Annotated in this window: 15 protein-coding genes and 2 pseudogenes; 8 read left to right on the top strand and 9 right to left on the bottom strand. The window is 59.3% G+C overall.

Going from position 1 to position 27,000, the window contains the following annotated elements:
• Positions 1–40 precede the first annotated feature (40 nt).
• Positions 41–913 carry a methyl-accepting chemotaxis protein gene (locus tag ACW9HW_RS03375; RefSeq protein WP_372242162.1) on the bottom strand — a complete coding sequence of 291 codons (873 nt, stop codon included), beginning with the start codon at positions 911–913 and terminating at the stop codon, positions 41–43.
• Positions 896–1,732, bottom strand: a pseudogene (locus ACW9HW_RS03380) (MCP four helix bundle domain-containing protein); the annotation flags it as partial. The gene ACW9HW_RS03375 and the pseudogene ACW9HW_RS03380, both read right to left, overlap by 18 nt.
• 301 nt (positions 1,733–2,033) lie before the next feature.
• Between ACW9HW_RS03380 and ACW9HW_RS03385 the strand changes: the two are divergent.
• From ACW9HW_RS03385 to ACW9HW_RS03400, 4 genes and pseudogenes are all read left to right on the top strand, one after another.
• A complete protein-coding gene (locus ACW9HW_RS03385; RefSeq protein ID WP_207261053.1) occupies positions 2,034–2,276 on the top strand; it encodes a hypothetical protein in 243 nt (80 codons plus the stop codon).
• Positions 2,273–2,572: a cell division protein ZapA gene (locus ACW9HW_RS03390; protein WP_095192202.1), complete on the top strand. Its 300-nt coding sequence runs from the start codon at positions 2,273–2,275 to the stop codon at positions 2,570–2,572. The genes ACW9HW_RS03385 and ACW9HW_RS03390 overlap by 4 nt, the downstream gene beginning before the upstream one ends.
• Before the next feature lie 145 nt (positions 2,573–2,717).
• Positions 2,718–3,743, top strand: a pseudogene (locus ACW9HW_RS03395) (HAMP domain-containing protein); the annotation flags it as partial.
• 132 nt (positions 3,744–3,875) lie between these two features.
• Entirely contained in the window at positions 3,876–4,607 is a 732-nt protein-coding gene (locus ACW9HW_RS03400) for a methyl-accepting chemotaxis protein (RefSeq protein ID WP_457398438.1), read from the top strand.
• A gap of 140 nt (positions 4,608–4,747) precedes the next feature.
• Here the strand turns inward: ACW9HW_RS03400 and ACW9HW_RS03405 are convergent, their stop codons facing one another.
• Positions 4,748–6,550: an acyl-CoA dehydrogenase gene (locus ACW9HW_RS03405; RefSeq protein ID WP_457398355.1), complete on the bottom strand. Its 1,803-nt coding sequence runs from the start codon at positions 6,548–6,550 to the stop codon at positions 4,748–4,750.
• 808 nt (positions 6,551–7,358) lie between these two features.
• Positions 7,359–11,312, bottom strand: coding sequence for a trifunctional transcriptional regulator/proline dehydrogenase/L-glutamate gamma-semialdehyde dehydrogenase (gene putA, locus ACW9HW_RS03410; protein ID WP_457398357.1), 3,954 nt, complete (start codon positions 11,310–11,312; stop codon positions 7,359–7,361).
• A 462-nt stretch (positions 11,313–11,774) separates the two neighbouring features.
• Here putA and putP point away from each other — a divergent pair, with 462 nt between their 5' ends.
• The 4 genes from putP (at position 11,775) to ACW9HW_RS03430 (ending at position 17,176) form a co-directional block, all read left to right on the top strand.
• Positions 11,775–13,259, top strand: a complete 1,485-nt coding sequence (putP, locus tag ACW9HW_RS03415; protein WP_457398359.1) for a sodium/proline symporter PutP — start codon at positions 11,775–11,777, stop codon at positions 13,257–13,259.
• Positions 13,260–13,615: 356 nt separating this feature from the next.
• Positions 13,616–15,508 (top strand): type VI secretion system Vgr family protein, encoded by a 1,893-nt coding sequence (locus ACW9HW_RS03420; protein WP_457398362.1) that lies wholly within the window; start codon positions 13,616–13,618, stop codon positions 15,506–15,508.
• Entirely contained in the window at positions 15,498–16,235 is a 738-nt protein-coding gene (locus ACW9HW_RS03425; protein WP_095192195.1) for a DUF4123 domain-containing protein, read from the top strand. Before ACW9HW_RS03420 ends, ACW9HW_RS03425 begins: the two co-directional genes overlap by 11 nt.
• Before the next feature lie 101 nt (positions 16,236–16,336).
• Complete coding sequence (locus ACW9HW_RS03430; RefSeq protein WP_457398366.1) at positions 16,337–17,176, top strand: 23S rRNA (adenine(2030)-N(6))-methyltransferase RlmJ; 840 nt, start codon at positions 16,337–16,339, stop codon at positions 17,174–17,176.
• A 111-nt stretch (positions 17,177–17,287) separates the two neighbouring features.
• Here the strand turns inward: ACW9HW_RS03430 and msrA are convergent, their stop codons facing one another.
• From msrA to aceE, 5 genes are all read right to left on the bottom strand, one after another.
• The gene (gene msrA, locus ACW9HW_RS03435) at positions 17,288–17,935 is read right to left on the bottom strand and encodes a peptide-methionine (S)-S-oxide reductase MsrA (RefSeq protein WP_095192193.1); all 648 of its coding nucleotides are present in this window, start codon (positions 17,933–17,935) and stop codon (positions 17,288–17,290) included.
• A gap of 143 nt (positions 17,936–18,078) precedes the next feature.
• Positions 18,079–20,772, bottom strand: a complete 2,694-nt coding sequence (locus ACW9HW_RS03440) for a putative bifunctional diguanylate cyclase/phosphodiesterase (protein ID WP_457398369.1) — start codon at positions 20,770–20,772, stop codon at positions 18,079–18,081.
• A gap of 263 nt (positions 20,773–21,035) precedes the next feature.
• Positions 21,036–22,430 carry an alkaline phosphatase D family protein gene (locus ACW9HW_RS03445; RefSeq protein WP_457398371.1) on the bottom strand — a complete coding sequence of 465 codons (1,395 nt, stop codon included), beginning with the start codon at positions 22,428–22,430 and terminating at the stop codon, positions 21,036–21,038.
• Positions 22,431–22,706: 276 nt separating this feature from the next.
• Complete coding sequence (gene aceF / locus ACW9HW_RS03450; RefSeq protein WP_457398373.1) at positions 22,707–24,338, bottom strand: dihydrolipoyllysine-residue acetyltransferase; 1,632 nt, start codon at positions 24,336–24,338, stop codon at positions 22,707–22,709.
• Between the two features lie 11 nt (positions 24,339–24,349).
• Positions 24,350–26,995 (bottom strand): pyruvate dehydrogenase (acetyl-transferring), homodimeric type, encoded by a 2,646-nt coding sequence (aceE, locus tag ACW9HW_RS03455; protein ID WP_095192189.1) that lies wholly within the window; start codon positions 26,993–26,995, stop codon positions 24,350–24,352.
• Positions 26,996–27,000: the final 5 nt, after the last annotated feature.

The raw sequence follows: 27,000 nt of genomic DNA on the forward strand, positions 1-27,000 counted from the left end.
CGAGCATGCTCGCTCCTACAGGAAATGTGTTACCGCCTGATCAGAGGCTGAACCGCCCAACCATCGTGTTCAGGTCCACTGCCAATCGCGACAGCTCGCTACTGGCCGCACTGGTCTGGTTGGCGCCGGTGGCCGATTGCACCGACAGATCACGAATGTTCACCAGATTGCGGTCCACTTCGCGGGCCACTTGCGCCTGTTCTTCGGCGGCGCTGGCGATGACCAGGTTGCGTTCGTTGATTTCGACGATGGCGCTGTTGATGGTGTCCAGCGACAGTCCGGCGCCGCGGGCAATGTTCAGGGTCGATTCGGCGCGCTCGGTGCTGTTGCGCATCGAATCCACCGCGTGCTCGGTGCCGCTCTGGATGCTGCCGATCATGCGTTCGATTTCGCTGGTCGACTGCTGGGTGCGGTGCGCCAGGGCCCGAACCTCGTCCGCCACCACCGCGAAGCCACGGCCGGCTTCACCGGCGCGCGCCGCTTCGATGGCAGCGTTCAGGGCCAGCAGGTTGGTCTGGTCGGCCAGGCCGCGAATCACATCCAGCACTTTGCCGATATCGCGGGATTCATTGGCCAGGTCGCCGATCAGGGTGGCGGTACTTTGCACATCGGCGCTCATGCGCTCGATGGCGCTGACGGTTTCCTGCACCAGATCGCGGCCGTCACCGGCGGAAGTCGTAGCGTTTTTCGATGCTTCGGATGTGCTGACCGCATTGCGCGCGACTTCTTCCACGGCGCTGGTCATCTCGTTGACTGCCGTGGCGGCCTGTTCGATCTCGTTGTTCTGTTGGGTCAGGCCACGGGCGCTTTCATCGGTGACACTGTTGAGCTCTTCGGCGGCAGAAGCCAGCTGAGTGGCGGAGCCGGAAATTCGCTGCAGGGTGTCGCGCAGCTTGTCCTGCATCTTCGACATCGCCAGCAGCAAGCGGCCGGCTTCGTCCTCGCCGTCGACCGTGATCGGGCGTGTCAGATTGCCCTCGGCGATTTGCTCGGCGGCGTTCAGCGCGTTGGCGATCGGTTTGGTGATGCTGTTGGTCAGCAGCCAGGCGAACAGAATCGTCAGGCCAGTGGCGATCACCAACAGGGTAATGACCAGATTGAACGCCGAATCGTATTGATCGGCGGCTTGCTGGTTGGTGTCGAGGGTCTGCTGGGTATTGATCTCCAGCAGCTTGCTCAGCACAGCGTTGATCGCTTCGGAGTTGCTCAGCAGATCGGCGTTGAGCAGGCTGCGCAGTTCGTCGACCTGATTGTTGCGCGACAGGGTCTTCATCCGGTCTTCGATCTGGCGGTACTGCCCGAGCAGCTGTACGTATTGATCGTAGGCCGCACGTTCCTGCGGGCTGGCGATCAGTTTTTCGTAGGTGGCCTGGGCGGCGCGAATCTGCTGGTTGCGCAACTCCAGCAGCTCGATGGTTTTCTGTTGCACGTCCGGCTCGCGGTTCACCAGAAGGCGATAAGACAGCACGCGCAGGCGAAGCGTCAGTTGAGTGAACTCGTCGAGGCTCTTGATGCTCGGCACGCTACTGACGGTGATGTTCTCGGCGGCACCGCGGATCTTGCTCATCTGGTTCAGGGCAAACACGCCCAGCACCAGCATCAAGCCGCCAATCAAGGCAAAACCGAGGAACGCTCGCGGCGCGATATTCATATTACGAAGGGACATGGTGATTACCGAAAAGAGCGCACCTGAGCGGTGCCGAGGCTGACGTATGAATGACTTATCGGTCATGCGCCCGAAGTCTTGAGCCCTTGTATTAATTGTAGGAGCGAGCTCGCTCGCGATGGGCGTCAACGATGACGAGGGGCACCTGAATACACGCGGTGCTCATGTCACCATCGCGAGCGAGCTCGCTCCTACAGGATGAGGCGGGCGACGAAGTGCAGGAACCAGATCGGCCAATCACAGTCTTTAAAGTTCGCGAGACAGGTCACTCGTCAGGAAAATCAAGGCTTTGCGCCCGTTTAACCCTGGCATCCCCGGTGACTTTTCTTTATCGTACGCGCCCTTTGAAAATGCCTGGAAAATCAAAATGTTGGAAGCATCCCTAAGCCAATTGGAACAACTGGTCAGCGACCTGGTACAACAGAACCAGACCCTGCTCGGTACCAACCAAGCCCTGAGCGCCGAACTGGCCCAGGCCAAGGATGAAAACGAAAGCCTGCAACTGAGCCTGATGGAACAGGAAGAGAAACAAGGCGCCACTGCCGCGCGCATCCAGGCTTTGGTTGAGCGCGTCAGCGCTGGGCCTCTAGTCGAATCAGTCAGCGCATGAGTTATGGCGCAGGGGTAAAAGTCGTCTCGATCCTGGGGGAGGACTATTCGATCAAGGCGCCGGCCGGGGAAGAACAGACCCTGCTCGATGCTGCGTTGATGTTGAAGGCTGCCCTGGCCGAGACCAAAAAGAAGTACCCGACCCTGATCGGTGACCGACTGCTGGTGCTGGCCGCTATGAACCTGTGCTCGCAACAGATCGAAATGCAGAAGCAGCACAAACTCGAACTCGACCGTTACCAAGAGCAAGTCAGCGCCACGGTTGAAGTGATCACCAAGACGATCAATCAGGCCTGATCGGCTTTGCGCACAACCAAAGAATAGATTGTCGATTTAGTTGTATACAATCGGCATGGCTGTTGCAGTGTTTCAGCCTCTTATTCTTTGGGGGTGCTCCATGCAGTTCTGGCGACGCAGTATTCAATGGCAGTTGATCCTCAGCATGGGCACCGCCCTGCTGGTCAGCATTTTGATCGTGGTTGGCATTTATACCCTCGTGGTCAACCGTCTCGCCCAGCGCTATTTGGTCGAGCAGGCGCTACCTTCGAGTATCGAAGCGATGCGCAACGACATCGAGCGCATCCTCGTTCAGCCCCTTACTGCCGCCAAAGACATCGCCAGTAACAGCATGGTGCGCGACTGGTTGGCCGGGGGTGAAAATCCCGCCAGGACTTCGTCGTTCGTGCAGTATCTCGAAGGTATCCGCGCCGAACACAAGGCTTTTACCGCGTTGATTGTCGGCACAGCCTCAAACCACTATTTCACTGAAAAAGGTCTGGACCGGACCCTGAGCCGTTCCAATCCCAAAGACGCCTGGTTCTATTCGTTCCTCGACAGCAGCCAGCCGCGCACCCTCAACATTGACAACGACACGGCCACGGGAGAGTTGGCGCTGTTCATCGACATCAAGGTCGAACAGGCCGGTAAAGTCGTGGGTGTCGCCGGGCTTGGGTTGAGCATGAAAGAGCTGTCCGAGCTGATTCACAATTTCGCCTTCGGAGAGCGCGGCAAGGTCTATCTTGTGCGTTCCGATGGATTGATCCAGGTACATCCCGAGGCGCAACTCAGCGGTAAACGCACGTTGACGGAGCAAATTGGCGCGTCTGCCGCGCAAGCGGTGATGGGTCAAAAAGCGGTCGCCACCGGTTTCGATCGTGATGGCGAAGATTTCCTCGCATTGAGCCTGCCGCTGCGGGATCTGGGCTGGACCCTGGTGGCCGAAGTGCCACAGTCGCAGATCTACGCCGAAGCTCGACGCGCGATGTGGATGAGCAGTGGTATTGGCCTGGCGGTGGCGCTGGTGTGCCTGTTACTCGTGGTGTTGCTGGCCCGTGGGCTGGTGCGACCGATTCGTCAGGTAACAGCGGCACTGGTAGCCATCGGTAGCGGTGGTGGAGATTTGACCCACCGGTTAGATTCCGGTCGTGCCGATGAGCTGGGCGACCTGGCTCGAGGTTTCAATCGATTCCTCGACAGCCAGCGCGACATGATCGGTGAAGTTCTGACCACCAGCGAACGCTTGCGCATGGCTGTCGGCCAGGTGGCGCGGGTGGTGGACAACACCGCTGAGCGTTCCGGCCGTCAGCAGGAAATGACTGATATGGTCGCCACCGCAGTCCACGAAATGGGCCTGACCGTACAGGAAATCGCGCAGAATGCCGGCAACGCGGCGCTCGCTTCGCAGACGGCCCGTGATGAGGCGATGCAAGCGCGGGAAGTGGTGGGCGGCTCGATTCGCCATATCGAAAGCATGTCCGATGAAATCGGTGTCGCTGCCAGCGCCGTGGGTGAGTTGGCCGATCAGGTCGCTTCCATCGATCAGGTGTTGGCGGTGATTCGCGGGATTTCCGAGCAGACCAATCTTCTGGCTTTGAATGCGGCGATCGAAGCGGCGCGGGCCGGGGACATGGGACGCGGGTTTGCGGTGGTTGCCGATGAAGTGCGCACGTTGGCGCGACGTACACAAACGTCCACCGATGAAATCCAGCAGATGATCGGCAGCCTCAAGCAAGGCGCGGAGAATGCGGTTTCGTCGATGCACAGCGGGCAGGCGGCTACCGGGACCGGTGTTGAATCCAGTCAAAGGACTGGAGCGTCGTTGACGGCGATTACCGGGCAGGTCGAGCGCATCAGCGACATGAACCACCAGGTCGCGACGGCGACCGAAGAGCAGTCCGCGGTGACCGAAGAAATCAACCGCAACGTGCAGGGGATTTCCGATCTGGCGCGGGCGACGGCGGGGGAGGTCAGGGCTTGTCGTGAGGATTGCCAGACGCTGCAGCGGTTGGCGGATGATCTGGCGCGGCAGATGGGTGGGTTTCGGTTGAGTTGATGTGCTGTCAGTGATGGCCTCATCGCGGGCAAGCCCGCTCCCACAGGATTTGTGTTGAGCACATTATCTGTGAACAACTGAGATCACTGTGGGAGCGGGCTTGCCCGCGATTGGTTTTCAGCAGCACCGAAGGGCTTTGCTCAGAACCACTCATCCTGCATGCCCAGGCAAACATCATCCCGCGCCTCAAGAATCGCCAATTCATGGTGGCATCCCGGAATTTCCCAGGTCAGGAAATACCGCGCTGCCTGCAACTTGCCTTTATAAAAGTTCACATCCGCCGCATTGCCCCTGGCCAATCCTTCTTCGGCGCGAATCGCCTGTTCCAGCCAGCGCCAGCCAATCACCGTGTGGCCAAACACTTTCAGGTACAGCGCCGAGTTCGCCAGGCTGCTGTTGACCTTGCCCTGGGCCAGGTCGGTCAGCAGACCGATGGTTACGGTTTGCAGGCGCGCGACCAGTTTCTCCAGCGGTTCACGCAGTGCGGTCAGCGATTCATGGGCCTGGGCGCGCTCGGCGGTGTCGGCGATCAGGCGGATCAGTTGCTTGAGTCCCGCGCCGCTGTTTTGCGCCAGTTTGCGACCCAGCAGGTCCAGTGACTGGATGCCGTGGGTGCCTTCGTGGATAGGGTTCAGGCGGTTGTCGCGGTAGTACTGTTCCACCGGATATTCGCGGGTGTAACCGTGGCCGCCGAGGATCTGGATCGCCAGTTCGTTGGCCTTCAGGCAGAATTCCGACGGCCAGGATTTGACGATCGGTGTCAGCAAATCCAGCAGCTCATGGGCCTGTTTGCGTTCGGCTTCGCTTTCCAGGGTTGTGGTGTCATCGAACAGGCGCGCGGCGTACAGTCCCAGGTCGAACGAGCCTTCGACGTAGGCCTTCTGGGTCAGCAGCATGCGCTTGACGTCAGCGTGCTGGATGATCGCTACCGGTGCGGTATTCGGATCTTTACTGTCCGGCACGCGACCCTGCGGGCGTAAACGTGCGTACTCCAGCGAATACAGGTAACCGGCATACCCGAGCATCACTGCGCCCATGCCGACGCCGATCCGCGCTTCGTTCATCATCTGGAACATGTAGCTCAAGCCATGGTGCGGCTTGCCCACCAGGTAACCGACACACTCGCCGTTATCGCCGAAATTCAGTGCGGTGGACGTGGTGCCACGCCAGCCCATCTTGTGAAACAGGCCAGCCAGCAACACATCGTTGCGCTTGCCCAGGCTGCCGTCATCGTTGACCAGGAACTTGGGCACGATAAACAGCGAAATACCCTTCACCCCGGCCGGTGCATCCGGCAGTTTGGCCAGGACCATGTGCACGATGTTTTCCGACAACGGGTGATCGCCGCCGGAGATGAAGATCTTGTTGCCCTTGAGTCGATAAGTACCATCAGACGAAGGCTCGGCGCGGGTGCGAATATCCGACAGCGATGAACCGGCGTGAGGTTCGGTGAGGGCCATGGTGCCGAAGAAGCGCCCGTCGATCATCGGTTGCAGAAAGCGCCGTTTTTGCTCCTCGGTACCGAAGCTTTCGATCAGGTTAGCCGCACCCATGGTCAGGAACGGATAAGAGGTCGACGCGGCGTTGGCCGATTGAAAGTGCGCGAAGCAGGCTTGGGACAAGAGTGTAGGAAGCTGCATGCCGCCAGCATCGAAACTGCGCGCGGCGTTGAGGAAGCCGGCTTCGAGGAAGGCATCCACCGCCGGTTTCACTTCCGGAATCAGAATCGCCTGGCCGTCCTCATAGCGCGGCTCGTTCTCGTCACCCTTGCGGTTGTGCGGGGCGAAGAACTTCTCGGCGATGCTGCGGGCGGTGCCAATGGCGGCATCGAAGGTTTCGCGATTGTGCTCGGCGAAACGCTCACGCTGGGTCAGGCCCTCGGCATCGAGGACTTCATACAGCTCGAAAGCCAGATTGCGGGAACTGAGTAGCGTCTCGGACATGGCGGCTTACCTTTTATTGGAATGGGACCGAGTCTAGGCGTGGGAATAGAGGCTGAACAGGATGATTGATGAGGGTGATGGTGGATTGCGGCTAGCGCTAATCAAATTTGGGAGCGGGCTTGCTCGCGAAGAGGTCGGCAGATCCAACCTCTATGCGGGATGAAACGCGTCGCACCGTTTTTTCGCCGCGATGAAGAGGTTGCCGCTTGTCTGCATTGGCATTTCTGACAGTAGATGGGCTGATCAAGGCCGTAATAGCCTGAAGTGGTCAGTTCAAACCTGAAGTAGCTGGCTCTTCTGATCATTTATATATGAGGTGTTGGAATGAACGATCCAAAAGCTTTACATGAGCCTGCACCGGAGGTTCCGGCTGAGCTGAAGTCAGGCGAGATGGTATATCTGAACGGCGAGAATGGAGGCATCTACTCTGGACTGCATCAGTTCAGGTTCATAGGCTTGAACGGCGCTCAAAGTGGTAGCCTGCCTCTGATACGGGGGGTACGGGTGATAGCTCAATTCGAGGTTCACCCTGCCTTAAAGGGTAATTATGAAGTCAGAGGGATTTACGTCCCCGACAGCCCAATCCCAGAATCGGAACGCAGTTTCGGATTCACACACATCACCTGAACCAAGTAGCACCAGCTAAAACACATTGTATTAACAGGCTTTGCTTGGCAGCACTCCCATGATTTGCAGTATTTACTGTGTGATCGCTTTCGAGGCTTTACCGACGTCGCGGCTGACGCTGTTTATCATCCCCTGACTGGCGATACCTGGCGCCCATTGCGGGCACCAGGTTTACTGCCTGTCAGCCGATAGTCATCAAGCTCGCATTACCACCCGCCGCAGCCGTGTTAACGCTCAACGCTCGCTCAATCACCAGGCGCTCCAACGCAATGTTGGATTCCCCCTGCGACAGACCTTGCACGCCAACGATGGCACCGGCACGCTTGGCCACTTGCTGACACACTGCGCGCAACTGATCGGAATGGCCATGATGCAGAACCGCATCAAATACCAACTCGTCCTTGTTCCAGTCGGACACCAGCTTGATGCGCGCCTGAATGTCCTTCGGCAGGCGTGCGAACAACGCTTTGCTCAGCTCTGTTTCCGGCCAGACCGCCGAACCACCGACCGCCAATACAGCAGCCAGTTGCGTCAGCAGGTCGCCTTCGACTTCCGCCAGGCACAGCACGTGCTCACGCGGCAGGATCGCATAGCTGTTGCGCTCGCCGGTCGGGCCGGCCAGTACACGGGTGATACCGCTTTGCGATTGCGCGGCGAACTGCACGCACAACGCGCTCAGGTCGGTGAACTTGTTGCTGTCGGCCCAGGCTTTCAGGGCGGTCAGCGGCTTGCTCATGGCGTCGCGCAGGCGCACATCCGGTGCCACGGCGGCGTCGCCGCGAGCGAAGGATTGTTCGATGGCGTCGGTAGGACGGGTCGACAACAGACGGTACAAGTACAGCGGGCCACCCGCCTTCGGACCGGTGCCCGACAGGCCTTCGCCGCCGAATGGCTGCACGCCGACCACGGCGCCAACGATGTTGCGGTTCACGTAGACGTTACCGGCATTGACGGTGTCGATCACCTTGGCGATGGTCTCGTCGATGCGGGTGTGCACGCCCAGGGTCAGACCGTAACCGGATGCGTTGATCTGGCCGATCAGTTGATCGATGTCCTTGCGCTTGTAGCGGACCACGTGCAGCACCGGGCCGAAGATCTCCCGTTGCAGTTCGTCGAAGCTTTCCAGTTCGATCAGGGTCGGCATCACGAAGGTGCCGCGTTTGATTTCTTCGGCATCGGCGATGGCCACCTGATACACGCTGCGACCTTTGTCACGCATGGCCTGGATGTGCTTCTCGATGCCAGACTTGGCTTCAGCGTCGATCACCGGGCCGATGTCCACGGACAGGCGTTCCGGGTTGCCGAGACGGCTTTCAGCCATCGCGCCCTTGAGCATTTCGATGACGCGGTCGGCGGAATCTTCCTGCAAGCACAGCACGCGCAAGGCCGAGCAACGTTGACCGGCGCTGTCGAAGGCCGAGGATACAACGTCGATGACCACTTGCTCGGTCAGCGCGGAGGAGTCGACGATCATGGCGTTTTGGCCGCCGGTTTCGGCGATCAGCGGAATCGGACGGCCCTGGCTATCCAGGCGACCGGCGATGTTGCGCTGCAGCAGGCGCGCAACTTCGGTGGAGCCGGTGAACATCACACCCTTGACGCGATCGTCGCCGACCAGGCCGGCACCGACGGTTTCGCCACGGCCCGGCAGCAGTTGCAGTACGCCTTCCGGAATCCCGGCTTCGAGCAGCAGGCGCACAGCCTGAGCCGCGACCAGTGGAGTCTGTTCGGCAGGCTTGGCCAGCACCGGGTTACCGGCGGCCAGTGCGGCAGCGACCTGACCACTGAAGATCGCCAGCGGGAAGTTCCACGGGCTGATGCACACCACCGGACCCAATGGGCGATGGGCGTCGTTGGTGAAATCGTTGCGTGCCTGCACCGCGTAGTAACGCAGGAAGTCCACGGCCTCGCGCACTTCGGCGATGGCGTTGGCGTAGGTCTTGCCGGCTTCGCGAGCCAGCAGGCCCATCAGCGGCTGGATCTCGCCTTCCATCAAGTCGGCGGCACGTTCGAGGATCGCGGCACGTTCGGCTGGCGGGGTGGCCTGCCAGATCGGTGCGGCTTTCAGGGCACATTGGATGGCGTTGTCGACGTCGTCGACGGTCGCTTCCTGTACGTGACCGACCACGTCACGCAGGTCGGACGGGTTCAGGACCGGTGCCGGTGCTTCGTTGCTGGAAGCGCAACCGAGCATCGGCGCGGCTTTCCAGTGATTGTGTGCGGTGGCCAACAAGGCACAGGAGAGCGAGGCCAGACGATGTTCGTTGGCCATGTCGATGCCGCTGGAGTTGGCGCGCTCGGAACCGTACAGATCACGCGGCAACGGGATGCGTGGGTGCGGCAGGCCGAAACCGCCTTCCAGCGTCGCCATTTGCTCGATGCTCGCCACCGGATCGGCGACCAGTTCCTGGATCGAGATCGACTGGTCGGCGATACGGTTGACGAACGAAGTGTTCGCGCCGTTTTCCAGCAGGCGGCGCACCAGGTACGCCAGCAGGGTTTCGTGGGTGCCAACTGGTGCGTACACGCGGCACGGACGGTTCAGCTTGCCTTCGGAGACTTTGCCTACGACCTGTTCGTACAGGGGTTCGCCCATGCCGTGCAGGCACTGGAACTCGTACTGGCCCGGGTAATAGTTCTGACCGGCGATGTGATAGATAGCCGACAGGGTGTGGGCGTTGTGCGTGGCAAACTGCGGGTAGATGACTTCCGGCACCGACAGCAGCTTGCGTGCGCAAGCGATGTAGGAAACGTCGGTGTACACCTTGCGGGTGTAGACCGGATAACCTTCCAGGCCTTCGACCTGGGCGCGCTTGATTTCGCTGTCCCAGTAGGCGCCTTTCACCAGGCGGATCATCAGGCGATGACGGCTGCGACGAGCCAGGTCGATCACGTAGTCGATCACGTACGGGCAACGCTTCTGGTAAGCCTGGATCACAAAACCGATGCCATTCCAGCCGGTCAGTTGGGGCTCGAAGCACAGGCGCTCAAGCAGGTCCAGCGACAGCTCAAGACGGTCGGCTTCTTCGGCGTCGATGTTCAGGCCGATGTCGTACTGCTTGGCCAGCAAGGTCAGCGACAGCAGGCGTGGGTACAGCTCGTCCATCACGCGCTCGTACTGCGCGCGGCTGTAACGCGGGTGCAGTGCCGACAGCTTGATGGAGATGCCCGGGCCTTCATAAATCCCGCGACCGTGGGAGGCTTTGCCGATCGAGTGGATGGCTTGCTCGTACGAGGCCAGGTACTTCTGCGCGTCATGTTCGGTCAGTGCGGCTTCACCGAGCATGTCGTAGGAATAGCGGAAGCCCTTGGCTTCGAACTTGCTGGCGTTGGCCAGGGCTTCGGCAATGGTTTCGCCGGTGACGAACTGCTCGCCCATCAGGCGCATGGCCATGTCGACGCCCTTGCGGATCATCGGTTCGCCGCTCTTACCGATGATGCGGCTCAGGGAAGAAGTCAGGCCGGCTTCGTTGTGGGTGGAGACCAGCTTGCCAGTCAGCAGCAGACCCCAGGTGGCGGCGTTGACGAACAGCGACGGGCTGTTGCCCAGGTGTGGCTGCCAGTTACCGGTGCTGATCTTGTCGCGAATCAGTGCGTCGCGGGTACCTTTGTCCGGGATGCGCAACAGCGCTTCGGCCAGGCACATCAGCGCCACGCCTTCCTGGGACGACAGGGAAAACTCCTGCAGCAGCCCCTGAACAATGCCTGCGCGACCGCCGGCACTCTTCTGATTGCGCAGTTTTTCGGCAATCGAGGCGGCGAGTTTGTTGGTGGCTTCGGCCATCGGTGCCGGCAGGCGCGCCTGCTCGATCAGCATCGGCACCACTTCCGGTTCCGGGCGACGGTAAGCGGCGGTGATCGATGCGCGCAGCACCGATTGCGGCAGGATGCTTTCGGCGAATTCAAGGAAGCACTGATGTGCGTGATCGACATGGACTTCGCCCGCGTCGTCAGCGTCCCTGGTGGTCAAACCGTTCAGCTCGGTCAGGGTTGCACCACCCTCGAGTTTTTCCAGGTAATTGAAAATTGCCTGCTTGATCAGCCAGTGCGGCGTGCGATCAATCGAGGTCGCGGCCGCCTTGAGGCGTTCGCGGGTCGGGTCGTCAAGTTTGACCCCAAGGGTGGTGGTAGCCATGTTTTTATCCTCATGTTTGCCACGACTGCGTGGCATCAGCTGGCGGCAAGATTAGCCGCGTGCCGAGAGAGGTGCAACCGGGTGCAACCCTTTTTTTGTCGGAAAAATCGGCGCCTCGTCAGGAATTAAATTCTGGTACGAACGTGCCGCTCCTGCTTGGTGCTTTTACTTCTAGAAAAGCTTCAGGACTGCGCCAAAAGGGAGCAAAAACAACGGCTTTTGTTATAAATCCGACTAGGTGCAACTAATTCCCGAAAAATGGGTTGCACCTCATTTGCTTTGTTGAATAGCATTCGCGCCCCAAGGTGCAACCCGTCGAGAAGGCAGGTGTACCGGCTGATGGCTTTCCTGGGGAAACATCAGTCATAAATGCGCGGGATCCCGAATCGTCTGTCAAACGTCATCGTTTGCGAGCGGTTCACCAGCCGCCGCTACATAAAAACAAAGCCAGGGCGTCACTTAATGAGCGTAACGAATCCAACCCTGATCACGTTCGTGATCTATATCGCTGCAATGGTGCTGATCGGCTTCATGGCCTATCGCTCCACCAACAACCTTTCCGACTACATTCTGGGCGGTCGCAGCCTGGGCAGCGTCGTCACCGCACTGTCCGCCGGTGCTTCCGACATGAGCGGCTGGTTGTTGATGGGCCTGCCGGGCGCCATCTACATGTCCGGTCTTTCCGAAAGCTGGATCGCCATCGGCCTGATCGTCGGTGCGTACCTGAACTGGTTGTTCGTTGCCGGCCGTCTGCGCGTGCAGACCGAGCACAACGGCGATGCCCTGACGCTGCCGGACTACTTCTCCAGCCGTTTCGAAGACAAGAGCGGTGTGCTGCGGATCATCTCCGCCGTAGTGATCCTGGTGTTCTTCACCATCTACTGCGCCTCCGGCATCGTGGCCGGTGCCCGTCTGTTCGAAAGCACCTTCGGCATGTCCTACGAGACGGCGCTGTGGGCCGGTGCCGCGGCGACCATTGCCTACACCTTCGTTGGCGGTTTCCTGGCGGTGAGCTGGACGGACACCGTACAAGCCACCCTGATGATTTTCGCCCTGATCCTCACGCCGATCATCGTGATGCTGGCGACCGGCGGCGTCGATACCGCGTTCCTGGCCATCGAAGCGCAGGATCCGGCCAACTTCGACATGCTGAAAAACACCACCTTCATCGGCATCATCTCGCTGATGGGCTGGGGTCTGGGCTACTTCGGCCAGCCGCACATCCTGGCGCGCTTCATGGCGGCGGATTCGGTGAAATCGATCGCCAATGCCCGTCGCATCTCCATGACCTGGATGATCCTGTGCCTGGGTGGCACCGTGGCGGTCGGTTTCTTCGGCATCGCTTACTTCTCGGCCAACCCGGCCGTGGCCATGCCAGTGAGCGAGAACCACGAACGTGTGTTCATCGAGCTGGCGAAAATCCTCTTCAATCCATGGGTTGCCGGTGTGTTGCTGTCGGCCATTCTGGCTGCCGTCATGAGCACCCTGAGCTGCCAGTTGCTGGTGTGCTCGAGCGCTCTGACCGAAGACTTCTACAAAACCTTCCTGCGCAAATCGGCTTCCCAACTGGAACTGGTCTGGGTCGGCCGCGCCATGGTGCTGCTGGTTGCCCTGATCGCCATCGCGATGGCCGCCAACCCGGAAAACCGCGTGCTGGGTCTGGTCAGCTACGCCTGGGCCGGTTTCGGTGCCGCATTCGGTCCGGTCGTGCTGATCTCGGTGATCTGGAAAGACATGACCCGCAATGGCGCACTGGCCGGTATCCTGGTCGGCGCAATCACTGTGATCGTCTGGAAACACTTCGAACTGCTGGGCCTGTACGAAATCATCCCTGGTTTCATCTTCGCCAGCCTGGCGATCTACATCGTCAGCAAAATGGGCGCACCGACCGCCGGCATGCTTCAACGCTTTGCCGCGGCCGAGAATGATTTCCGCCTGAACAAGTAATGGGTTGAGCGCATGCGCTGAGCCAATGCTTGAATGAGAACGGCCCGCTTCCTTTGGAGGCGGGCCGTTTTTTTGTGCATTTTTCGACAATAATTTATTCCCCTGTGGGAGCGAGCCTGCTCGCGAAGGCGGCCGCGCATTCAACATCAATGCGACGGTCAAATCGCTTTCACGAGCAGGCTCGCTCCCACAGGGGGAGTTGTATTTTTTTGCGGCGTTGTCTGTAGCCAGAAGAGTCGTTTTCTGAAAGCCAAAACTACAAGTGAAGTAGGGCATTTCTGTTTTTCCCGCCCCTCGTTCATCCCTACTGTCACTCATGCAGAATCGCGAGCCTCCCCTCCGCAGAGACACGCCGGATGTTCGCTTCTGCCAATCAACCTCGCTTCATGCTGACCCTCGACGGTGTCCCCAGTGAGCTCAAGGTGCTTGAGTTCACAGGCAAGGAGGCTATCAGCCAGCCATACCGATTTGATCTGGAGCTGGTCAGCGAGCGACCGGACATCGAGCTTGAAAGCTTGCTGCACCGTCAGGCCTTTCTGAGTTTCGATGTGCGGGGCGGAGGTGTTCATGGTCAGATTTTTCGCGTTGGCCAGGGTGATTCCGGCGCGCGACTGACGCGTTATCAGATCAGTCTGGTGCCGCGACTGGCTTACCTGAGCCAGCGCATCAATCAGCGGGTTTTCCAGCGCCTAAGCGTGCCGGCGATCATAAAGCGAATTCTCAAGATGCATGGCATCTTCAGCGACACCTTCAAGTTTCAGCTCGGTACCGTTTACCCTAAGTGCGAATACTGCGTGCAATACGCAGAAAGTGACCTGGCGTTTATACAGCGACTGTGTGCCGAGGTCGGTATTCACTACCACTTCCAGCACAGCGTCGATGGCCATCTGTTGGTGTTCGGCGATGACCAGACCGTTTTCCCGCATCTGCCCGAGCCTGCCCTGTACCTGCCGGGCAGTGGCATGACGGCACCGATCCCGGTGATCAATCACTTCAATGTACGCCTGGAAACGCGCCCGACTGCGGTGGTCCGCCGTGATTACGACTTCCATCAACCCCGGATCGAGCTGGAAAGCCATCGTGACAGCAAGCAGCTGCCGGTGCTGGAGGATTATGCTTTTCCGGGACAATTCAATGACCGCGAAGTCGGTAATCATCTGTCGGGACGAGCCCTGGAGCGTCATCGTGCGGATTACCGTCAGGCGCAAGGCGGCAGTGACCAGACCGCGCTGACCAGCGGACATTTTCTTCAGCTTGATGAGCATCCGCGACAGGCCTGGAATGATTTGTGGCTGCTGACGGAAGTCGATCACCACGGTCGACAACCGCAAGTGCTCGAAGAATCGGCGGGCAATGACGATGCGGATGATTTCCAGGGCTATCGCAATACGTTTCTGGCGACGCCGTGGGATGTTTTTTTTCGTCCGCCGTTGATCGAGAAGCCCCATGTTGCCGGGTATCAATCGGCGGTGGTCACTGGGCCGAAGAACAGTGAAATTCATTGCGACGCGTTCGGTCGGGTCAAGGTCAGGATGATGTGGGATCGCCGCGGTAAGTTGTATGAGCATTCCAGTTGCTGGCTGCGTGTGGCCAGTGCTTGGGCGCACGATGGCTATGGCAGCGTGCTGACGCCGCGTGTCGGCATGGAAGTGCTGGTGGGTTTCGTCGATGGTGATACTGACAAACCGTTGGTGATGGGGTGCCTGCCAAACGCCTCGACGCCTGTGCCGCTGGACTTGCCAGCTGACAAGACCCGCAGCATTTTTCGCACCCGTAGCAGTCCCGATGGCGGCGGCTACAACGAACTGCGCATAGAGGATCGCAAGGGGGCCGAGGAAATTTCATTGCGTGCCCAACGAAACTGGCGCCAGCAGGTGCTGCACGACATGCATGTTCATGTCGGGCAAAACGAATACCTGCACGTCACAGGTGGCCAGCATATCCACGTCGGTAGCCAAACCGTCAATGCAAGCGGGCAGATTCGCATCAATGCCGGTAGTCAGGTTGTGCTCGCCAGTGGTGCTCACGCGACGATTCAGGCAGGCGGGCACTGGATAAATATTGGCCCTGCCGGGATTTTCAGCAGCGTGCCCATTCTGCTCGGTGGGGTACCGGCACCTGCTCCGGGAGAAATGGGCGAAAAGATTCAAAGTGCCGCTTTGGGCTCGGCACAGATGCGTAACCTGAAAAAAGCCGCACCTTTTTGTGAAATATGCGGACAGTGCAGGGAGGGTGTCTGTGTTGCCTGAATTTTTGTCGCCTCATACGTGGCTCGAGCTTCAGCCGCTGCAACCGTCGGAGCAACTGTTCGCCATCTTCAGCAACGCCAGTTCCGCCGAACCGTTCGAAGCCTGGCGGCGCGCGTCCCCCGAAAAGATACCGAGTCCGATCTGGGCCGAAACCGCTTACGCCGAGTGGGAAGCGGTGATGCCCTTTGTCGCAACCGTCGCTGCGAACAGTGAGTTTCTGCAGTGGGTGGCGACCACGGCGTCACGTGACTGGGGCTGGTTGGCGGTTTCCTCGGCGAGTCAGAAAATAATGGTCGAACACCTGCGCAGTCTCACGCAGGTTTTACTGCCCAATGGCAGCGCGGTGTTTTTCCGCTTCTGGGATGGGCGCTATGTGCTGCCAATGCTTCAGAATGCCGAGGTCAATGGCGCGCAACTGCTGCCGGGGATCGAGCGGTGTTTGATCAATGGCCAGGCCGTCGAAATCGGCGGAAGCGGGCAGGGGGCATCAGTAGCTTTTCCGTGGTGGGAAGTGCCTGAATCACTGTTGCAACAACTGGGTGAAGAGGATGCCACAGCGCAGATCAATAACCTTTTGCAGTGGTTGAGTGAGGAGCAACCTGGTGTTTTTGAGGCGTTTCCTGAAAGCGTATTGCGCAGCAAGGTTACAAATTTTCTCCAGGAGCCTGATTTGCCATCCGTGCCGAAAGAAGAGTTGTTGGTGTATTTGATGGAGGAGCTGAGCTGATGGCTTTGTTCCTTCAGGTTTCTTTGTCGAGCCGCTCGGCCGCGAGCCCCTGACTTGCAGGCCGGTAGAAGGTAAACTTCCCGGCCTTCGCAGGAGCAGCCATGAATTATCGTCACGCCTTCCATGCCGGCAATCATGCCGACGTGTTCAAACACCTGACCTTGACCCGCCTCATCGCCCTGATGTCGCGCAAGGAACAGCCGTTTGCCTATCTCGATACGCACGCCGGCATTGGCCTGTATGACCTTCAGGGCGATCAGGCCAGCCGTACCGGCGAGTACCTGGAAGGCATGGCACGTTTGTGGGATCAGCCGGATCTACCGATCCTGACCGCTGATTACATGCAGGTGCTGCACGAGATGAACCCGGATGGCCAGTTGCGCTATTACCCGGGTTCGCCGGAGTTGGCGCGACGCCTGACCCGCCCGCAGGACCGCGTGTTGCTCAACGAGAAACACCCGGAAGACGGCGTGTTGCTCAAGGACAACATGGCCGGTGATCGCCGGGTGAAGGTGCACCTGGGTGAAGGCTGGCATGTTGCGCGGGCCTTGCTGCCGGTGCCGGAGAAGCGTGCGGTGATGTTGATCGACCCGCCGTTCGAAAAGCTCGACGAAATGCAGCGCTGCGCGGCGTCGTTGAAAGAGGCGATTGGCCGGATGCGGCAAACCGTGGCGGCGATCTGGTACCCGGTGAAGGATCAGCGCGCATTGCGCCGGTTCTATCAGGACCTGGCCGGCACCGGTGCGCCGAAGCTGTTGCGCGTGGAGTTGCTGGTACATCCGCTGGACACGCCCAACAGCCTGAACGGTTCGGGTCTGGCGATTGCCAATCCACCGTGGGGGCTGGAGGAAGAATTGCGTGAGTTGTTGCCGTGGTTGTCCAAGAAGCTTGGGCAGACCCAGGGTGGGTGGCAGATGGATTGGTTGATCGCCGAGAGTTGATCTGTAGGAGCGAGCCCGCTCGCGATGGTCGTGAACGATTACGCGTAAAACCGGATGCCCTGCGGCGTCCTCGGGTTTTTCGCGAGCGAGCTCGCTCCTACAGGTTACTGGTCAGATCGGGCAGGTCACGCCAGTGCCGCCAATGCCGCAGTAACCTTCCGGATTCTTGGCCAGGTACTGCTGGTGATACGCCTCGGCATAGTAGAACGTCGGGGCTTCGTCGATTTCGGTGGTGATGATCCCTTGGCCGGCCTTGGTCAGTTCGGCCTGGAACACTTGCGCGCTCTTCTTCGCCGCTTCCAGTTGTTCCGGTTTGGTGGCGTAGATCACTGAGCGGTACTGGGTGCCGATGTCGTTGCCCTGGCGCATGCCCTGGGTCGGGTTGTGCAGTTCCCAGAACATCTTCAGCAGCTCTTCGTAGCTGACTTTCTCCGGTTCGTACACCACCAGCACCACTTCGCTGTGACCGGTCAGGCCCGAGCAGACTTCTTCATAGGTCGGGTTCGGCGTGTAGCCGCCGGCGTAGCCGACGGACGTACTGAACACGCCTTCACGCTGCCAGAAGCGACGCTCTGCGCCCCAGAAACAACCCAGGCCAAAAATGGCGAATTCCACATTGCCCGGGAACGGACCCAGCAGCGGGTTGCCGTTGACGAAGTGTTCGTCCGGAACCTTGATCGGGGTTTCGCGGCCAGGCAGAGCTTGTTCTTTTGTAGGAAGCACGTTTTTGTTCACCAGAATTTCCGAGCGCAGAACCATTATCAGTCCTCAGTCAGGGTAATTAGTCAGATCTGTAGGAGCGAGCTTGCTCGCGATGGACTTCAGGGCAGCGCGCCGCACCAGGCAGCGCGCGTTATCGTTTACGTACATCGCGAGCAAGCTCGCTCCTACAAGTTTACAGATCAGGCGATCGGGCCGCGCGGGTAGCGTTTGAGCTTCTCGATCAGCTCGGCGCCCGGGATCGGTCGGTCGAACAGGTAGCCCTGGCCGACATCGCAGCGGTGGCGACGCAGGAAGGCCAACTGCTCGGCGGTTTCGATGCCCTCAGCCACGACCTTGAGTTTCAGGTTGTGGGCCATGGCGATCACCGCGGAGGTGATTTCCATGTCGTCCTGGTTGTCCGGGATTTCGTGAATGAAGCTTCGATCGATCTTAATGATGTCGATGGGGAATTTTTTCAAGTAGCTGAGCGACGAGTAACCGGTGCCGAAGTCGTCCATGGCCAGGGTCAGGCCCAGGCGCTTGAGCTGGTCGAGCTGCAAGTGGGTGTCTTCGGTGGCTTCCAGCAGAAGGCCTTCTGTCAGCTCAAGCTCCAGCAGGTTCGCCGGCAACGCTTCTTCCTTGAGGATGTTGGCGATGGACGCCACCAGGTCCGGGTCGGAAAACTGTTTGGGAGACAGGTTGATCGCCACCTGAAGATTGCCCAGCCCGGCGGCGGTCAGCTCTTTGCTCTTGCGGCAGGCCTGGCGGGCGATCCATTTGCCGATCGGAATGATCAGGCCGGTTTCTTCCGCGACGCTGATGAACTGGTCCGGCCGGATCATGCCTTTTTCCGGGTGATCCCAGCGCAGCAACGCTTCCATGCCCAGCAAGCGACCGCTGCGCAGGCAGAGCTTGGGTTGATAGAACACGTCCAGCTCGTTCTGGGTCAGGGCGCGCCGCAGGTTGTTTTCGACGAACAACTTGTAGCTGGCTTCGGCGTTCAGTGCTTCGGTGAAAACCTGCACCTGATGCTTGCCGTTGGCCTTGGCCTTGTGCAGCGCCAGCCCGGCGTTACGCATCAGGGTTTGCGGATCGCGCCCGTGCAGCGGCGCGCAAGCCAGGCCTACGGAGCCGGTGACGCTGATCAACTGGTTGTCGACGAACATCGGCTTGTCGAGGGTCGTCAGCAACTGGTTGGCGACCAGTTGTCCGGTGTGGAGGTCGGCATTGTCCAGCAGCACCGCAAATTCGTTACTGGCGAAACGTGCCAGGCTGCCGCTCGGGCTGAGGCTGTTACGCAGTCGCCGGGCCAGGCTGATCAGCAGCTTGTCGCCGGTCTGGTGGCCGAGGCTGTCGTTGATGCGCTTGAAGTTGTCGATGTCCACCAGCAACAGGCTGATCGGGGTATCGCTGTCTCGGGCGAAGCGTTCATCGAGATTGCGGATGAATGCCGGGCGGTTGCCGAGGTTGGTCAGGTTGTCGGTGTAGGCCAGGCGCTCGATGCGTTGCTGGGCGAGCTTGGTCTGGGTGATGTCTTCGTAGATGCCGATGTAGTGAGTCAGTTCGCGGTTATCGCCGTAGACCTTGGAGATCGACAACTGGCCCCAGTAGGGTTCGAGGTTTTTGCGGCGGCTCTTGAATTCGCCCTGCCAACTGTTGCTTTTGGCCAGCGCTGACGGCGCGTCGAACAGCAGCTCGCTGAGGTTTTCCAGTGCCGGCAGTTCCGCCAGGCGCTGGCCGTGGACTTCTTCGGTGCTGTATTGGGTGATCGCGGTGAAGCTCGGGTTGACGTATTCCACTACGCCATCGCAATTGACCAGCAGGAAGGCGTTGGCGCTTTGCTCGACCGCTCGCTGGAACAGGTGCAGGGCGCTGGTGGCGGTGCGCCGGTTATGGTTGCTGATGACCTGCGCGAACTGGTCCGCCAGCTCGCCGGCGAAGGCGATTTCATCCGACTGCCAGGCGCGGGTAGCGCCGGTTTGCTCCAGGCACAGCACGCCAACCACCTGGCCGTCGACGCGGACACTGGCGTCGAGCATTGCGTTGACATCACGCGGGCGCAGGCTCTCGGCCATTTCCCGGGTGCGCGGGTCGCGCATGGCGTTATGGGCGTCGATGGCGCGGCCAGTGTGCAGGGCGTCGAGGTAGTCGGGAAAGTCGCTGACGTCGATTGGCAGCGGCAACAGGTATTGCTGGTCGGCGCGGTAGTAGGCCGAAATCGGCACCAGCATCGAGCCTTCCAGGTTCCACAGGCTGGCGCAGTCGATTTCGTAGATCTCGCAGGCACTGCGGGTGATCAGTTCGGCGGCCTCTTGCAGGGAGTTGTTGCTGCTGTAGCGCTGGCGGGTCAACAACAGGATCAGGTCCTGCTGGGCGCGTACCCGGTCCAGATGCTGCAGTTGTTCCTGTTGTGCGCGCTGGTTGAGCTCCAGGGCGATTTGCAGCCGGGAGTTCTGGGTTTCCAGGTCCAGCGCCGGCAGCAACGGGTCATCTTCGAAGAGACCGTCGATGACCAGCAGGTAACCGCGCAACAGGTGTCGATTGTGTTGTTTATAGGCTTCGCCCAGCTCCAGCAAGTTCAGCGAACCTGTGGCGGTGTGCAGGGTGTAGCGGATCAGGTAATGCGTGGCTTCTGTCAGCTGTTGCTGGATCGCGTCATGCAGCTGATAGCGCGCTTCCGGCTCCATCAGGCTGGCGTAGGGCGAGCCGACCAGGGCGCACAGCTCTACGGCCGGCAAGCCGAATTGTCGTTCGCAATTGGGATCGAGAAACAGCAGCGCCCAGCTAGGTTCATTCAGCCGTTCGAAACGCAGCATGCCCAGCCGCGAGGGCACAGGCAACTGCGTCACTACCTCGGCCACCATACGGCTGGCGGCATCGGGTTGGCTCTTCATAGGGAGGGAAACTCGCTTCGTATTTGCTGAACGCGCCGGGCTCTCGCCCTCTTTACTGTTGCCTGCGGCAAGGTTGCATCATTGCGACACCGACTGACAAGAGACATGAAGGCCAAGTGCTATAAGAATATGTCGGCAGGAGCGAAGATTTCTTCAATTAAGGTCAAAAGTAATGCTATTTCCGTAAAAATCGCAGCCTTGCGCAGCTCATACAAACGACGTACATCCTGCAGGGGGGCGGAAGGCTTCGATCTTTAGTTTTCTTAGCGCAACGGGATATCGGTCGATTGCAACAGGTTGCCATTGCGATCGTGATAACGCACATGAATCTGTTCGGCGTCGACAATCAAATGTGCAAAGTTGTCCTGGCTGATGACCTTGCTGGTGAGTTCATGTCGATAATCGCCTGCGGCGGTTCGGGCCAGCGGCTGATCGAGGATAAAGGTTGAGTCTTTGGCAAAGGGCAGCAGTTTGCTGTTGCACAGCGGAGACGAAACGATGGCATGAATTTCGAAGTCCGGGTCCTCGCTGTGGCTCAGGCGGCTGGTCAAGGAGCCGTGGACATCGCCCGAAACGAAGATGACGTTCTTGATCTTGTGGAGGCGAATGGTCTCCAACAATCGTAATCGTTGTTCGGGGAAAGCCTCCCAGGCGTCACCGGCAGGGCGTTTGCGGTCTGGGTAGAACATGACGCTGGTGACCACGAATTTGACTCGGGCCGGGCTGTGGATCAGCCAGTCGCACAGAGCCTGTTCCTGTTCGATATCAAAAATGCGCCGGTCGTTAGCCGCGAGATTGCGTCGGGTACGGCTATCGGTGACAAACCACTCGATATCGCCATGGGTAAACTGATACCAATAGTGTTTGAACTGCCAGTTTAATTGCCCTTCAGTATTCAACTTATGGGCCGGACTGTGACTGGCTTGAAATAACTCATAGGCACCCATGGCGTTTTTGTATAACTGTTCATCGCCTCTGGCTTTATTGGCTGGCCAGTTGTCTTCGATTTCGTGGTCGTCGAGGATCATGTAAGTCGGCGTGCCGGACATCAACTTTGTAATGTGTGGCTGAGAAAAGGCGATGCGGTATTTGGCAAGTATTTCGTGGTATTCACGATCCGGTGCAATGAAGTTCAAATCATCGATATAAACCTGGTCGCCTGTCATCAACATGGCGCTGATGGGCGGTGAGCCATGTTTTGCCAGGTTTGAAATGGATGCGAAGATCCGGTCACCCAGATGCGGTGCCCATGGCACGCCGGCCGTCATGCTCAAGTAGCGACATGATCCGACGACATAGGCCCGTGGCGTTGTGATCTGGTTCGACTGCGTGCGAAAGCGATAGACGTCCCGAGGCCATTGCAGTGGCAGTTCCTGAATGGTTTCCACGGTGTGCACCGGGTTCATGGGGCTGAGCCATCCGGCCTGATACTCGTATTCGGTATCGGCATAAAGATCATGGAGAACTATTACGTCGGCCATGTCGCGTGAAGCCGTCAGTTGCGTAAAAAATCCTTGATTCCAGCGCTCATCACCTATCCGTCGATAACGGATACCGGCAAATACCAAAGCGCCTTTCTGTCTTTCGCCGCGTAAAAATATTCGGGCTTGATTCATTGTAGTGTGGCCAATAATAGGGCCTACAGTTGGTTTTAACATGGTCGAGTCCATTCGATTGTTTATGATTCAAGTTGCCGGGTTTTCGACTGTTTTGCGCAGTTGTAAACAAGGCTAGTTATTGAATGCGAAAAAATATCGAGCCGAAATGGACTTGAGTTGTGGGCGATATCAGCCACAAATGTAGGAAGGCTCTCTGCCAGATAAAAACATCAAGCAAAAAAAAGCCCCGCCAACTTGGCGGGGTTGAGGTACGAGCGTGGCGCTCGGAAAACTTGAAACGCGGCAGGCCCTCCGGTGAAGGAGGGCCTGTCGGGGTTACAGCAGGATGGTGCGGATGTCCGCCAGCAGGTCGCTCAGACGCTTGGTGAAGCGAGCGGCAGCGGCACCGTTGATCACACGGTGATCATAGGACAACGACAGAGGCAGCATCAGTTTCGGCTGGAAGGCTTTGCCGTCCCAGACAGGCTGGATGGTTGCCTTGGAAACACCGAGGATCGCCACTTCCGGCGCGTTGACGATCGGCGTGAAGCCGGTGCCGCCAATGTGGCCGAGGCTGGAAATGGTGAAGCAGGCGCCTTGCATTTCGTCCGACGAGAGCTTCTTGGTCCGGGCTTTTTCAGCCAGGGAAGCGGCCTCGGCGGCCAGTTGCAGCAGGCTCTTCTGGTCGACGTTCTTGATGACCGGTACCAGCAGGCCATCCGGGGTGTCGACGGCGAAGCCGATGTTCACGTATTTCTTGCGGATGATCGCCTTGCCGCTCGGTGCCAGCGAACTGTTGAAGTCCGGCAGTTCCTTGAGCAAGTGCGCGCAGGACTTGAGCAGCAGCGGCAGGATGGTTAGCTTGACGCCGGCCTTCTCTGCAACGGCTTTCTGGGCGTTACGGAACGCTTCCAGCTCGGTAATATCCGCCGAGTCGAATTGCGTCACGTGCGGCACGTTCAGCCAGCTGCGGTGCAGGTTGGCGGCACCGACCTGCATCAGGCGGGTCATTGGCACTTCTTCGATTTCACCGAAGCGGCTGAAGTCCACGACCGGGATCGGCGGGATGCCCGCGCCACCGGTTGCGCCGGCGGCAGCGGCCGGCGCTTCCTTGGCCTTCTGCATCATGGCCTTGACGTAAACCTGCACGTCTTCCTTCAGGATGCGACCGTGCGGGCCGCTGGCGCCGACAGCGCTCAGCTCGACGCCAAACTCACGGGCCAGTTGGCGCACCGCAGGACCTGCGTGAACCTTGGCGCCAGGCTTGGCCGGGGCGGCAACAGGAGCAGCAGCTGGAGCCGATGCAGCAGCCGGCGCGGCGGCAGGCGCAGGAGCGCTCGGTGCAGCCGCCGCAGGTGCCGGGGCAGCAGCCGGGGCCGCGCCTTTGACTTTCAACTTCAGAATCAGGTCGCCGGTACCGACTTCGTCATCCAGCTTGATGGAAACGCTTTCCACCACGCCAGCGGCAGGCGATGGGATTTCCATGCTGGCCTTGTCGGATTCCAGGGTGATCAACGATTGATCAGCCTCGACGGAATCGCCGACCTTGACCTGGATCTCGATGATCTGGGCCTTGCCCGACGAACCGATGTCCGGCACGTGCACTTGCTGAACCGAAGCGGCTGCTGGCGCAGCCGCAGGAGCGGTCGGAGCTGCTGACACAGGAGCAGCAGCGGCCGGTTTCTCTTCGGCTTTCGCAGCAGGCGCGGCGGCAGCCGCAGGGGCAGCAGCGGCACCTTCGACTTCCAGCTCGAGCAGTTCGTCGCCTTCTTTCAGGCGGTCGCCCAGCTTCACTTTCAGGCTCTTGATGATACCGGCCTTCGGCGCAGGCACTTCCATGCTCGCCTTGTCCGATTCCAGCGTCAGGATGCTCTGGTCGGCTTCGATACGGTCGCCGACCTTCACAAACAGTTCAATTACTTCACCTTCACCGCTGCCGATGTCAGGTACGCGAATGAGTTCGCTCACAGAATCTCTCCTCAGCAGTCCAGTGGGTTGCGTTTTTCCGGGTTGATACCGAACTTGGCGATGGCTTCAGACACCACTTTAGGTTCGATATCGCCACGGTCAGCCAGTGCTTCCAGGGCTGCCAACACCACGAAATGACGGTCGACTTCGAAGAAATGACGCAGTTTCTTGCGGCTGTCGCTGCGACCATAACCGTCGGTGCCCAGGACTTTGAATTCCTTGGACGGTACCCACTGACGGATCTGCTCGGCGTACAGTTTCATGTAGTCGGTCGAAGCAATGACTGGACCTTGACGGCCGTTCAGGCACTCTTCAACGTAGCTCAGCTTAGGCTTCTGGCCCGGGTGCAGGCGGTTGGTGCGTTCTACGGCCAGGCCGTCGCGACGCAGTTCGTTGAAGCTGGTAACGCTCCACACGTCGGCGCCGACGTTGAACTGTTCGCGCAGGATCTTCGCCGCTTCGCGGACTTCACGCAGGATGGTGCCGGAGCCCATCAGCTGCACGTGGTGCGCTGCTTCGCGGTTGTCTTCTTCGAGCAGGTACATGCCCTTGATGATGCCTTCCTCGACACCGGCCGGCATGGCTGGTTGCTGGTAGGACTCGTTCATCACGGTGATGTAGTAGAAAACGTCCTGCTGCTCTTCGGTCATTTTCTTCATGCCGTCCTGAATGATCACCGCCAGCTCGTAGCCGTAGGTTGGATCAAAGGTGCGGCAGTTCGGGATGGTGGCAGCCAGGATGTGGCTGTGACCGTCTTCGTGCTGCAGGCCTTCACCGTTCAGGGTGGTACGGCCGGCGGTGCCGCCAATCAGGAAGCCACGGGTACGGCTGTCGCCAGCGGCCCAGGCCAGGTCGCCGATACGCTGGAAGCCGAACATCGAGTAGAAGATGTAGAACGGCAGCATTGGCTGGTTGTGGCTGGAGTACGACGTGCCGGCAGCGATGAAGGAGCTCATGGCGCCCGCTTCGTTGATGCCTTCTTCGAGGATCTGGCCCTTCTTGTCCTCTTTGTAGAACATCACCTGGTCTTTATCGACTGGCTCGTAGAGCTGGCCGACGGACGAGTAGATGCCCAACTGACGGAACATGCCTTCCATACCGAAGGTACGGGCTTCGTCCGGGATGATCGGGACGATGCGCGGACCGATTTCCTTGTCCTTGACCAGTTGCGCGAGGATCCGCACGAAGGCCATGGTGGTGGAAATTTCACGGTCGCCGGTGCCGTCCAGGATAGCCTTGAGGGTTTCCAGTGGTGGCGTCGGAACGTTGAAGCTCTGCGCGCGACGCTGAGGCACGAAACCGCCCAGTGCCGTGCGGCGTTCGCTCAGGTAGCGGGCTTCGGCGCTGTTCGGTTCCGGTTTGAAGAATGGCAGGTTTTCCAGTTCTTCGTCTTTTACCGGAATGTCGAAGCGGTCGCGGAACAACTTCAGGCTCTCGACATCGACCTTCTTGGTGTTGTGCGCGGTGTTTTTCGCTTCGCCGGCACCGGTGCCATAACCCTTGATGGTCTTGGCCAGGATGACGGTAGGCTGTTCTTTGTGGTTGACCGCTTCGTGGTATGCCGCGTAGACCTTGTACGGGTCGTGGCCGCCACGGTTGAGTTTCCAGATCTCGTCGTCGGACAGGTCTGCAACCATCGCCTTGAGTTCTGGCGTGTTGAAGAAGTGTTCACGTACGAACGCGCCGTCTTTGGCTTTGTAGTTCTGGTACTCGCCGTCGATGACTTCGTCCATGCGGCGTTGCAGGATGCCGTCGACGTCCTTGGCCAGCAGTGGGTCCCAGAAACGGCCCCAGATGACTTTGGTCACGTTCCACTGAGCACCGCGGAACACGCCTTCGAGTTCCTGGATGATTTTGCCGTTGCCGCGAACCGGGCCGTCGAGGCGCTGCAGGTTGCAGTTGATGACGAAGATCAGGTTGTCGAGCTTCTCGCGGCCAGCCAGCGAGATGGCGCCCAGGGATTCCGGCTCGTCGCACTCGCCGTCGCCCAGGAAGCACCAGACTTTCTGTTTGCCAGGCTGGATGAAGCCGCGGGCTTCCAGGTACTTCATGAAGCGCGCCTGGTAGATCGCCTGGATCGGACCCAGACCCATGGATACGGTCGGGAACTGCCAGAAGTCAGGCATCAGCCAAGGGTGCGGGTAGGACGACAGACCTGTTCCGTCGACTTCCTGGCGGAAGTTGTTCATCTGGTCTTCGGTGATGCGGCCTTCCATGAACGCACGGGCGTAGACGCCTGGCGAGGTGTGGCCCTGGAAGTAGATCAGGTCGCCGCCGTGTTCGTCGGTCGGGGCCTGGAAGAAGTAGTTGAAGCCGATGTCATACAGGGTCGCACTGGAAGCGAAGCTGGAGATGTGACCACCCAGGTCAGAATCTTTCAGGTTCGTACGCATTACCATGGCCATCGCGTTCCAGCGTACCAGCGAGCGAATGCGGCGTTCCATGAACAGGTCGCCAGGCATGCGTGCTTCGTGGGTCACCGGGATGGTGTTGCGGTAAGGCGTGGTGATGGCGTAAGGCAACTGCGAGCCGCTGCGGGTCGCGAGTTCGCCCATACGGGTCATCAGATAGTGAGCACGGTCTTCGCCTTCTTTGTCGAGAACCGATTCCAGGGCGTCCAGCCATTCCTGGGTTTCGACGGGATCGAGGTCTTGCATGGCTT

This window comes from Pseudomonas sp. SDO5532_S415, assembly GCF_054071155.1.